Raw genomic sequence first — 12,545 nt, forward strand, 5'->3', positions numbered from 1 at the left:
ATAAATGCTTATGGATAATAAAAGGAAAATATGCGTAATCATACCTGTTCATAAAGCTGCACCGCAGCCCGATGAGTTAATAGCACTAAACGCATGCAAAAAACATTTAAGCAGCCATAATTGCTACCTGATTTTTCCGCAGGGGATGGATACCTCTGCTTATACCGCAGCTTTTGAAGGTTTGTTGTTAAAGCCTGTAGACCCCGGTTGGCTGGCATCGGTTGAGCAGTATAATAAAATGAAGCTGAATCTTGAGTTTTACCGCCTGTTTGCTGCTTATAATTACATGGTTACTTATGAATTGGATGCTTATATATTTAGTCAGGATCTGGAAAATGCCGGGGCTTTTGATTTCGATTTTATAGGTGCACCCTTTTTTGAGGGTTATTGGGAAGCAAAGCCAGGCGCTAAGTTAGTGCATGGCTGCAATTCGGGCTTTTCAGTACGTAATATTAATTCGTGTATAAGGGCATTATCAGGGATGAAGAAATTCCGTTTCCGCTGGTTACTTTACCGGTTGTTTTTATCGCACTCCTCGCGGTTAAGGTTAAAACTTAACGGGTTGACCAAAGGCAGGTTGGAGGTATTCATTACCGGTCGGTTCGGCTTTTATTTTGCTGATTTCCATTTGAACGAAGATGTGGTTTGGACGGAGGTTATCCCCAAATTATTCCCCTGGTTTAAAGTAGCCGACCCAATTACCGCATTGAATTTTAGCTTTGAGTATAATTTAGAAGATTCACTGAAATTAAATAAAGGCAGATTACCTTTGGGCTGCCATGCCTGGTACAAACATTTAGAATTTTGGAGCAGGTATATTGATACGCGATCCATCACATGATCACCATTTATGAAGTTTGATTTTTACCTTTCGGAAATGTCGGTATCCGACCTGCACGGGGGCGGTTTAACCCTGCAGCGCATTATTGGAGATGGGCTCAAAGATATATCGTGGTTCATACATGTTAACCGTTTTGCAACTGATGTGCCTGCAGCGGATGAGTTTTTTAACCGTACTATTGATATTCCATCGTTTTGGGAAAGGGATACGGTGCGTAAAACAATAGGTAATTCCCTATCGGCCAAATTGGCAAAAAAACTACCTGCTATTAAAAAGCATGCACAACGTGCCGCCAAGATCATCAATGAAAAATTTGAGAGTGAGCAGGTGCTTTCTGCATTAATATGTCCGCAGGGGGCCAATTCGCTGTTTACTTTGGAGGCACTTAAAGCTTTGCGTGCGGTAAACTATGTAACATGGGTGATGGATGATCATCTGATAGAATTTACCGATAACCAATGGCGCTATCCGGATGGGGTGGAAGAGGTATTTGCTAAACATTTACAGGAAGCCAATCATGTTTTTGTAATAAGCCCTGCTATGCAGCACTTTTACCTGGATCGTTTTGGCGTAAGCTCCACCGTGTTATTTGGTTCGTCCGATCTTTTGAACGGTGCCACTACCAATGCAGGTAATAAAGGTCCGTTAAAGATAGGATATTTTGGAGCGGTAGCAAGCTGGCAGTTAGATGCTTTGAAGATTTTTGCTGATGCCTTAAAGGGAACAAAAGATGAGTTGCATATTTACTCGACTGTACAAAAACTGCCCGATGCGCTTAATTTAAAAGAGGTAGTTTTTAAAGGGCGAATAGATCCCGGAGAGGTATTGCCCGCTATGCGTAATTACAATGCGGTGTTATTGCCCATAAGTTTTCAGGAAAAAATCCGTAATATGTCTCAATTTAATATCGCTACCAAAATGGGCGAATACCTGGCGAGCGGTGTGCCTATATTGGCTGTTGGTCCGCCATATGCAGCCATGATAGATTATTTACACATTAAAAAAGCAGCATTTACGGCAACATCTGCCAATGTAAAAGATATCAGAACATCAGTTGCGTTATTACGTGATCAGTATAAGGTTGTTGAAATTTTGAACAATGCTAAAAAATTAGTGTTGAATGAAGTTGGAACGCAACCCATGCGTAAAAAATGGTTATCCGTTATAAATGGTTAAATTGCAGCTTCAAATTTATTGCGGTATTAACAGAATAATTAATATAAATTCTTCGCTTACTTAATGGCAAACTCGGCTAAAAAATTACTAGTAACCGGTTCATCAGGACTTATAGGATCAGAAGTATGTATCCATTTCGCAAATTTAGGATGGCAGATACATGGAGTAGATAATAACCAGCGTGCGGTTTTCTTTGGAACCCAGGGCGATACCCGCTGGAACCAAAATCGCATACAAACGCAACTCGGTGGTAATTTTATTCATCATGAAGTAGACATACGCGACAGGCAGGGCATACTTAACCTGCTTAAAGAGGTACAACCCGATGCAGTGGTGCACACCGCCGCGCAACCTTCGCATGACAGGGCGGCTGCCATTCCCTTTGATGATTTTGATACCAACGCGGTAGGCACGCTTAATTTGCTGGAAGCCGTGCGCCAGTATTGCCCGGAATCTCCGTTCGCTCATATGTCTACCAATAAAGTATACGGCGACAGGCCAAATTCAATAGATCTTGTGGAAGGGGAAACCCGTTGGGACTATGCCGATCCGGCTTATTATAACGGTATTACCGAGGAATTTTCTATTGATCAAAGTAAGCACTCCTTGTTTGGTGCTTCAAAAGTTGCTGCCGATGTTATGGTGCAGGAATATGGCCGATACTTTAATATACCTACTTGCTGTCTGCGCGGAGGGTGTTTAACAGGTCCCAATCATTCCGGAGTTGAATTGCACGGATTTTTAAGCTACCTGGTTAAATGTAATTTGGAAGGCCGGGAGTATAAAGTATTCGGCTATAAAGGCAAACAGGTGCGCGATAATATACACTCGCATGATGTTGCCGCTTTTATTGATGCTTTTATAAATGCGCCACGCATTGCCGAGGTGTATAACATTGGAGGGGGGCGTGATAATTCCTGTTCCATATGGGAAGCTTTTAAAATAGCCGAAAAGTTCACCGGAAAACAACAGGTATATACCTATGTACCTGAGAACCGTATAGGCGACCACATTTGTTATATTTCTAACCTAAACAAAATGCGGGAGCATTATCCGGGTTGGGATATCACTATATCACTCGAAGAAACCATCCGGCAAATTGTAGAGGCCTACACTACCGGAAGATAATTTTAGCCACAATAATACCCCGAAACTTGAAACTGCTCTCCTTTCACCCATTCTCTTTATACTCCAATGGCGGTGGCAACCGCATATTAAGGCGTTTATACCTGGGGAGAGAAAAAAATGTAAGTACGCTGGTAGTGGAGGGTACACCGTTGAAACCGCATCAGGGAAATATCGATGAAACTATTATTTACGCTTCACCGCTAACCCGTAAGTGGGCACGCTGGAAATTACGCAACCTGCTGATATGGCTGCGGTATAATACCTTTAAGCCGATAACCATACGTAAGGTTCAGCAGGCTGCAAAAAAAATTCAGTATGATGTACTGCATGTGGTACAGCATGGGCCGTTTTGCGCAGCTTTATGTACCGATAAATTTATCATAAATAAGCAATTCTGGCTTTCTGTTCATGATCATTATACTACCACCCATACCTCTTTTGATGATGCCAAGTTGTTATGGAACAAAGCCGACAGGCGGTTGGTGATATCTGACGAATTAGGCAAAGAATACCGCCGTTTATTTGGTGATTATAACTACGAGATTATTACTGACGGAGTAAAGGCATCGGAAATAAAAGAGCCCGCTACAACCGGATCCTCTCCGGTGATTATCTATTTCGCGGGGTTATTACACATTACTTACATCCCCCTGTTTAATGTATTGGCTGATGCGCTTGATGCACTGTCCAAACAGGGTCATTCTTTTCAACTGATCTTGCGGGGAACACAACGCATACCGTTTTTAGATAATCGGTTGTTTGCCACTACATATCGCGAAGTATCTTTAAATGACGCGGAGTTAAAACAGGAGCTGGATAGCAGCGATATATTGTACCTGCCCATAAAATTCAGCATCCCTGATTTCTATTTATATAGCTTGTCAACCAAAATGGTGGGTTATTTAGGAGCGCCGGGTGCAATCCTGTATCATGGTCCGGCAGATAGCGCTGCTTGCCATTTGCTACAGCAGCATAACGCGGCTGTTTGCTGCGGTAAACTGGATGCTGATGAACTTTCAATAGATATTTTAAATTTGATAGCCAATAAAGCCGATATTGCTGCTAATGCTAAACAACTTGCAATGGAGCGGTTTGATCTGCAGCAGATTCAAAAAAGGTTTTGGCAGGAATAGGTCAAAGTAAACTAACCGTATGAGGCGCATACTTTCGGAGTTCAGGCTTTATTTTTGTAACCGGTGGATAGCAGGTATACCCAGCCATACCATCAGGCTGTTTTATTATCGCAGGGTAATGAAATATAGCATAGGCGAAAACTCCGCTATATTTATGGATTGTACCTTCGATTGTACCCGGCATTTTTCGTTGGGCAAAAACTCGGTGATAAATGGTAAGTGTTGTTTAGATAACAAAAGCAGGATAACTATTGGCGAAAATGTTTCCGTATCGCAGGAGGTGATGATCTTATCAGCAGATCATGATCCCGATTCGCCAAATTTTACGGCAAGAGATCTGCCGGTTATCATTGATGATTACGTATGGATAGGCTCGCGTGCCATAATATTACCGGGGGTGCATATAGGAAAGGGCGCTGTGATAGCGGCAGGAGCGGTAGTAACCGCGGATGTACCACCTTTTGCTGTTGTGGGGGGCGTGCCGGCAAAGTTGATACGCCATCGTAGTACCGATCTGCAATATGAGATAAACTATCGCAGGTTGTTTCAATAGTTTTAAATGTGGTATTTGCGTATTTCACTGTCGCTCATTATCTTATAATGCGCTTTCATACACTTGGCACAATAGACCTTTTTTATGGGTATAAAAAAAAGTAAGGTTTTAAAAATAAGCGGAGTAGGTAATTTATAGTGGAACGGCTGCTTGCACTTACTGCAATATAAAAATGGCTTACTCATATAAATGATACATAGATAAGATGTTTAGGTTGTTATAGTTAAATAATGCCTATAAGGCAATAAAATGTTGTTTTAATGCGATAAAGTTAATAATTCAAAAATGTAGAATTTGTAATAAAAGTATAACTATTTGTTTAGGTAACATTAATACTACAATTGAATGACTATTAAACCGAATAGTGGTAAGAAATATTAATGACAAGTAATTTTTTAAATATAATTTTTATATGCAGTTCGCTTGAAGAAGGAGCGGATGGGGTAGGCGATTATACACGTCGGCTGTCGGCTGCGTTGATCAGTAAAGGTCATCAATGCGCTATCGCCGCGGTTAATGATATATATATAAATGAAATAGTTGAAGGCAGCAGCGAAACGGGCAATATACAGATACCGGTAATACGTATTCCATCTGTTTATGATAAACAAAAGCGTTTAGCTATAGCTAAAGATTTTGTTAACAAAATAGATCCTCAATGGCTCAGTTTACAATATGTACCATTCGGGTATCATCCTAAAGGATTAAAATTAGGATTAAGTAGATTCATGTTTTCGCTGAGCAAGGGTAGAAAATGGCATATCATGTTTCATGAATTGTGGGTGGGTATGGCTATGGAGGAATCGAATAAGCTTGTTTTGTGGGGCAAATTGCAGCGACAGTTTATTCGTAAACTGATAAAAATAACCCATCCGCAGGTTATTCATACGCAAACGCGCTTGTATCAGCGCCATCTGCAAAGAATGGGATTTAATGCGGACTATTTGCCGCTTTTTAGCAATATACCTGTAACAACCCGTTCTTTTGAATCCGAAAGGAAAGAAATAGCCCTGGTGATTTTTGGCTCTATACATGATAAAGCACCTATAGAATTATTTGCGGCCGAAGCATCGAGGTATGCTCAAGCACATAACACACCAGTATCGCTTACCATAATCGGCAGGGGTAATGCCGAACAGGAGCGGTGGGCCAATGTATGGAAAATGAATGGTATGCCGGTAGATGTTTTGGGAGAGCAGTCTCCGGAGCGTATCTCAGAAATATTAGCCAATTCAACCTATGGTATTTCGGCTACCGCGCTGGCAGTAATAGAAAAGAGCGGTTCAGTTGCTGCTATGCGCGAACACGGCTTAACGGTAATATCCGTTGCAAAACCCTGGCATCCTCATAAAATGATGCCAATTGCTATACCAGAGGGAGTTGTAGAATATCGTACGGGTAATTTTGAGGAGTGTATAAACTTTAACAGGAGCGTACCGCATATTAACAGCGTTATAAATGTTTCTGTTAAATTTGCTGATGCCCTTATAGGTTATAATCCTGCAAATAATTAAATGGAAAAACCTACAGTATGCCTTTTTACAGCTCATGCGCCAAATGTTGGCGGTGGCGGGGCTATATTACGTAGCCTTACTGCCCATATGCCGCAAATAGCGGTTAACTGGTGCTATATTGGCAACCAGCCCGTGTCAGGTTATGAGCCAGGATATTTAGGCAAAGCCGTAATGGGCGGCCCTGTTATAAAGGATATTTTACTATCGGCAAAAATGCTGGCCGGTAAAAAAGTTGATGCCATTGATAGTATAGTTAAGCAGCTTTTAGCAATAGCTTGCGACAGCTACTGGATAGTATCACATAACGAGGGTTTACGTATTGCTTTGGAGTTAACAAAAAAGCAAAATAACCGTCCGGTACACCTCACTGTGCATGATGATTGGGCGGGCGCGCTTTGCGCCCGATCAATTCGCTATCGTTTTATGGCAGGCTTAGCTAATAAGCTTACGGTTACAACCCTTAAAGCCGTAAATTCTTTTGATGTAATAAGTGAAGGTATGCGTAATTATTACCGCCAGCTAAGTGGCAGGGAAGGTGTAGTATGTCACCGTTACCTTGAAGCAGATACCATCATTCCCGGTAGCGGAAACCATGATAAATCAGAAGTTATTTTGGGGCATATTGGTTCAATTTATGATAAAAGTGACCTTATTGATTTTTTACATCTGCTGAAAGAATTCTTTGCAAAGCAGAATAAAAAGGTATTGCTTAAAATGTGGGGCTGCCATTTAAACACAACTGCTTTCCCTGAGGATTTAAAAGACACCCTGCTGTTTTATGACACCCTGCCTGAGAACGAAGTAATACCCAGGCTTGCGGCTTGTAATTTTGTTTATTGCATGTATCCGCAGAGTAATGTATTACATACCTTTGCAACAACAAGCCTGCCCACCAAGTTAACGAGCTATTTGCAGGCAGGCAGGCCAATTTTTGGCCACGGTCCTGCAGATAGTACCCTGGCCGAATTTATTAATACCACAGCATTAGGCGTAATGTGGAGCAATAACGATAAGCAAAAGGGTTTTGAGGCTCTTGAAAAAATAAGTATTTTAAACCCCGAACCGTTGCAATGGCAGTTTGCCCGTGAACGATATTTTGGAGAGAATAACCTGAAAGTGATGAACAATTTTTTCCAGGCAAGTAATGATAACCAACCTGCTGCAGGATGTTAAAAATTAAACCGCGCGTAATTATTGGAAGCTCCAGCTTGTTTTTAGATACCCTCCGTATCTGCGCGGCCTTTACCGTATTGTACATCCACGCGTTTGACCGCTGGTTCCCAACAAAGGCGCATCCGGAGTATGAACCCGGCGAACCATCACACGCCGCAGTAATTATATTTTTTGTGCTTTCGGGTTATGTTATCGCTCACACCACTATCAGTAAAAACCGGGGCGGCGCCCAATATGCTCAGGCGCGTTTAAGTCGGCTATGTTCGGTAGTGATACCGGCCCTGGTGATAACCGCGGTTATTCAGTTTGTAATTGGATATCTAAATCCGGAGTTATTGATGGATTATTCCCGTAGTCATTCGGGCGTAAGATATGTACTATCCGGTTTTTTCGTGAACGAGGTGTGGCTGTTTTCTGCCGCACCGCCCCTCAATGGCTCGTTATGGTCGCTTAGTTTTGAATTCTGGTATTACGCCATTTTTGGTTTATGGTTTTTTAGAAGGGGGGGCTGGAAATCTTTTATTTTACCTGTACTGGCCTGTATAATTGCCGGCCCAAAAATATTACTGATGATGCCTGTTTGGCTGGCCGGCTATGTAGCCTACATTTTACCACGTCCATCTGTAAAAACAGTAACGGCATGGCTGATGGTGGCAGGTGGATTATTATTGGCGTGGCTGGCGGTTGAGTTTGTACCATCGTACCCTTACCGCATAGGATATGTACCGCTTTATTACGCCAATCAATTTGTTACTGATTGGGTAGTGGGTGTTTTTATTGCCGCTGCTTTGTGGATATTACCCACAGGTAATTCGTTAAGCGCCGATCTCAGGATATCAGCCTGGGTGCGAAAAATTGCTGATCTTACCTTCCCTTTATATGTTTTGCATTTCCCTCTACTGGTTTTATGGCGGGCCGTATTTGGTTTCAGGCTTAATGATGCAACGCAGTTATGGGAGGTGATCATTTCGGTGGTTATAGCCTCGTTGCTGATAGGGGTAATTTTAGAAAAACAGCGGCATTTATGGTCCGCATTTTTTAAATGGCTGGTAGGTAATGCAAAAGACAAGGTAGCTGCTGGCAGTGCAGCGGTGAAATCAAATTAAAGCTAAGTTAAAAGCAGTGCATTTGCTGCATTTGCACCAATTAATTAAATGCAATTATTATACTTGCAATAGTATAATTGATATAAACGTTGCCTTGAAGTATAAAGCCACAGTGATCCGCATTAACTTATTATCAGGAGATCTATGAAAATAGTTCTTTCGCATCCTACAGGGAACCAATTTGTGAGAGCACTTATCCTGGCTTTATCAGAAGCGGATATGTTAAGTGATTTTTATACAACCATAGCAGCAAACCCTAATGCAAATTGGCTTAATATTTTGCCTGCGAGCTTAAAACAGGAATGGTTAAGACGCAGTTACCCTATTCCGCAAAATCAAATACGTTCTTATCCCTTATTAGAGCTGGCACGTACACTTTCGCCGCGTTTGGGCCTTAAAAGCGTGGTGAAGCATGAAACCGGATGGGCAAGTGTAGACGCTGTTTATCGTGACCTGGATAAAAAAGTAGCCTCAGCAATAATGGATCTGTCTTCGGAAAATAGACCTGATAGTGTCTATGCCTATGAAGACGGAGCCGCTTATACTTTTAATGCCGCTAAACAACAACATATTAAATGTTTGTATGATCTGCCGATAGGCTATTGGCGGGCGGCAAGAGAGTTATTGGGCGCAGAGCGTGAGCGCTGGCCTGATTGGGCGGTGACTCTTACAGGTTTTGAGGATTCCGATGCCAAATTGCAGCGTAAAGACGAAGAAATACGCCTGGCAGATCGTATTTTTGTAGCAAGTGGTTTTACTGCCGATACTTTAAAATATTATAAGGGAGAGCTGCCACCTGTTAAAATAATACCTTATGCTTTCCCCGAGGTTGCGAAAATAAGGCATTATGCCGATATTACGGCCCGCAGGCCATTAAAGTTGTTATTTGTTGGTGGCTTGTCGCAACGAAAGGGTATAGCGGATGTTTTTGAGGCAGTAAAGCATTTTGGTAATAAGGTGCAGCTAACTGTGGTTGGCCGTAAAGTGACTGCCAACTGCAGGGTATTGGATGAGGAGTTAGCTAAGCATCGATGGATACCCAGTATGCCGCATGAAGATGTACTAAAGCTTATGCGTGAGCATGATGTGCTTGTTTTTCCTTCGCAATTTGAAGGGTTTGGTTTAGTAATAACAGAGGCTATGGCACAAGGCACACCGGTAATTACCACCGAGAGAACCGCCGGTCCTGATATAATTAATAACGGAGAGAACGGCTGGTTAATAAATGCAGGCAGCACACAAAAGCTGCAAGATGCTATTGAATATATATTACAGCATCCGCAGCAGATAGAACTTAATGGGCGTGCTGCAATGGAGACAGCTAAAAAGCGCACATGGCAGGTTTACGGGCAAGAACTGCTAAACGCTATAATTGATACTAAATAACGAGGTATAAAGTTTTTAAAGCATGAACCACACCAACGATGGTATTGATATAAGTGACGAGCTACTATTAGACGAACATAAAAGATCAAGACCAAATGCTGTTAATAAAGAATATACCCATGCTTTATTAAAAAAAGGTATTTGGGTATATTTTGTGTTACTGATATTTGAGGGAGCCTTACGTAAATGGGTTTTTCCAAGTTTGGCTACTCCTTTGCTTGTAGTACGCGACCCTGTGGCAATGTGGCTATTATACATAGCCTGGAGAGATAACGAGCTGCCTAATAACAGGTATTTTTATCTGATCATAATTATAGCTGTAATTGCCATGTTTACAGCTATATCTGTAGGGCACGGCAGTATTGTAGTTGCTGTGTATGGCGCGCGCATTTTAATGTTCCATTTTCCGTTGATCTTTTTAATTGGCAAGATATTTAACCATGAGGATGTAGTAAAAATTGGGAAAGTAGTTTTGTGGATGTCAATCCCTATGGCAATGTTGATCGTGTTGCAGTTTTATAGTCCGCAATCTGCCTATGTAAACCGGGGCATCGGTGCCGACTCTCAGGGTGGTGGTTTTAGCGGTGCACTGGGATATTACCGTCCACCCGGTACATTTTCTTTCACGACAGGTAATGCCCAGTTTTTTGGCTTAGTTGGTGTATATGTATTTTATTTCTGGTTAACTCCTCATAATATCACTCGGTTGCTTTTAATTGCTTCTACAATTAGTTTAATTGTAGCCATTCCTATTTCAATTAGCCGCGGTTTATTCGTTCAAACTGTTTTAACTGGTTTTTTTGCTTTATTATCAATTTCCGGAAATGCAAAATACCTTGGTAAGTTTACTATAGCCGGAATTGGATTACTGATATTTGCCGCCCTGTTAAGTAATGTTGATTTTTTTCAAAGAGCTATAGAAGTGCTCACTTCAAGGTTTCAGAGCGCAAGTGATAGCGAAGGATCTATTCAAAACTCAGTGATCAGCCGTATCTTTGCAGGGATCAACGAACCCTTTGAAGGAAAACTACCATTTTTCGGATATGGCATAGGTATGGGTACAAATGCAGGTGCACAACTTTTAGTAGGCCGCTCAGACGAATTTTTGATAGCTGAGGGAGAATGGGGACGGTTAATAGGAGAGATGGGAGCGATATTAGGATTATTAACCATAGGTATTCGTATACATCTTTGCTTAAAAATGGCTTATGAAGCCTTTAAACGTATCAGAATAAACAATCTTTTGCCGTGGATGATGCTTAGTGTAAGCTTTCAGGCGGTAGCACAGGGGCAATGGGCGCAACCAACTGCTTTAGGTTTTGGTGTTTTAATGGGCGGACTTACTATTGCGGCCATGAGAAAGCCGGCACCGATGGAGGATTTGGACGAAGATGATACTGAACTTGCCGAGCAAGTAACTATGCATAACTAGTTATGGTTAGCGCAAAGCAAAAAATATTAATATATAGATTGGGTAGTTTGGGCGACACTGTAATGGTGTTACCATCATTTCATAAAATACGAAAAACTTATCCCGAGGCAGATATCACCCTGCTAACCAATGTGCCAATAAATGGTAAGGCAGCACCCTTGCAAAGCATATTGGGTAATAGTGGTTATTTTTTTAACAGGGTACTTAGCTACCCGATTGGTACACGCGATCCGGCCTTGTTAATTCAACTTTTAAAACAAATAAGAGCGTTGAAAATTGACACTGTTATCTATTTGGCTGGTGTGCGTGTGTCTTTAACGTTATTTAAAACAAAACTTACCGCCCTGCGTGACAGGCTTTTTTTTAAAGCCGCAGGCGCAAAAACGCTGATCGGCTTTCCTGCTGTTCTTGAGGATTTTCAGTTAAGTATTGATGCAGAAACCGGTGTATACGAGTGGGAAGCTAAAAGGCTTGCGCGCCGTTTGCAGGTATTGGGCGATATACCCTTAAACGAAGATGCCTTTTGGGATCTGCGTTTAACCAAAGAAGAATTAAAAGCGGCAGGCAATGAACTGTCAGCTTTAAACGACCCTGGCCCCTTTATAGCTGCAAGTACCGGAACAAAGCTGCAGGCTAATGATTGGGAGGAGCATAACTGGGAAACATTACTTAAACAATTATCAGAGCAGTTACCGCAATGGCCCCTGATAATGCTGGGTGGACCGGATGAGAAGGAAAGGGCCGATAGATGTTTAGCTGCATGGGGTGGCAAAGGCTTAAACCTTTGTGGTAAAACATCGCCAAGGGTATCCGGAGCAGTTTTACAAAGGGCTAATGTTTTTATTGGACACGACAGCGGTCCTATGCACTTAGCCGCAGCTGTGGGCACTCCGTGTGTCGCGGTGTTTTCTGCCCGTAATTTTCCACAGCAATGGTATCCGCGGGGCAATTTTAATCATATCATATACCATCAAACAGATTGTGCGGGTTGCAGATTAGATATATGCATCGAACAAAAAAAGAAGTGCATATTATCTATAACAGCAAGTGAAGTGCAAAGCGCTGTTATGAGTGTACTGGCTCGTAATAACTATAATATATAA

The 12,545-nt window shown here is 41.9% G+C and carries 11 protein-coding genes; all 11 read left to right on the forward strand.

Going from position 1 to position 12,545, the window contains the following annotated elements; translation table 11 throughout:
• Positions 1–10 precede the first annotated feature (10 nt).
• The 11 genes from I5M19_RS15125 (at position 11) to I5M19_RS15175 (ending at position 12,545) form a co-directional block, all read left to right on the forward strand.
• A complete protein-coding gene (locus I5M19_RS15125; protein WP_200067197.1) occupies positions 11–841 on the forward strand; it encodes a DUF5672 family protein in 831 nt (276 codons plus the stop codon).
• 9 nt (positions 842–850) lie between these two features.
• Entirely contained in the window at positions 851–2,017 is a 1,167-nt protein-coding gene (locus I5M19_RS15130; protein ID WP_200067198.1) for a glycosyltransferase family protein, read from the forward strand.
• 63 nt (positions 2,018–2,080) lie between these two features.
• Positions 2,081–3,145: an NAD-dependent epimerase/dehydratase family protein gene (locus tag I5M19_RS15135; RefSeq protein WP_200067199.1), complete on the forward strand. Its 1,065-nt coding sequence runs from the start codon at positions 2,081–2,083 to the stop codon at positions 3,143–3,145.
• Positions 3,146–3,171: 26 nt separating this feature from the next.
• The gene (locus I5M19_RS15140) at positions 3,172–4,278 is read left to right on the forward strand and encodes a glycosyltransferase family protein (RefSeq protein ID WP_200067200.1); all 1,107 of its coding nucleotides are present in this window, start codon (positions 3,172–3,174) and stop codon (positions 4,276–4,278) included.
• Positions 4,279–4,297: 19 nt separating this feature from the next.
• Positions 4,298–4,831 (forward strand): acyltransferase, encoded by a 534-nt coding sequence (locus I5M19_RS18810; protein WP_200067201.1) that lies wholly within the window; start codon positions 4,298–4,300, stop codon positions 4,829–4,831.
• A 380-nt stretch (positions 4,832–5,211) separates the two neighbouring features.
• Positions 5,212–6,345, forward strand: coding sequence for a glycosyltransferase family protein (locus I5M19_RS15150; RefSeq protein ID WP_200067202.1), 1,134 nt, complete (start codon positions 5,212–5,214; stop codon positions 6,343–6,345).
• The gene (locus I5M19_RS15155) at positions 6,346–7,518 is read left to right on the forward strand and encodes a glycosyltransferase family protein (protein WP_200067203.1); all 1,173 of its coding nucleotides are present in this window, start codon (positions 6,346–6,348) and stop codon (positions 7,516–7,518) included.
• Positions 7,512–8,624, forward strand: coding sequence for an acyltransferase family protein (locus I5M19_RS15160; protein WP_200067204.1), 1,113 nt, complete (start codon positions 7,512–7,514; stop codon positions 8,622–8,624). Before I5M19_RS15155 ends, I5M19_RS15160 begins: the two co-directional genes overlap by 7 nt.
• Positions 8,625–8,768: 144 nt before the next feature.
• Positions 8,769–10,010: a glycosyltransferase family 4 protein gene (locus I5M19_RS15165; RefSeq protein ID WP_200067205.1), complete on the forward strand. Its 1,242-nt coding sequence runs from the start codon at positions 8,769–8,771 to the stop codon at positions 10,008–10,010.
• Between the two features lie 22 nt (positions 10,011–10,032).
• Positions 10,033–11,442 (forward strand): hypothetical protein, encoded by a 1,410-nt coding sequence (locus I5M19_RS15170; protein ID WP_200067206.1) that lies wholly within the window; start codon positions 10,033–10,035, stop codon positions 11,440–11,442.
• Positions 11,443–11,444: 2 nt separating this feature from the next.
• Positions 11,445–12,545 (forward strand): glycosyltransferase family 9 protein, encoded by a 1,101-nt coding sequence (locus tag I5M19_RS15175; RefSeq protein ID WP_200067207.1) that lies wholly within the window; start codon positions 11,445–11,447, stop codon positions 12,543–12,545.

Origin of the sequence: Mucilaginibacter segetis, assembly GCF_016522075.1 — a bacterium.
GTDB lineage: Bacteria > Bacteroidota > Bacteroidia > Sphingobacteriales > Sphingobacteriaceae > Mucilaginibacter > Mucilaginibacter segetis.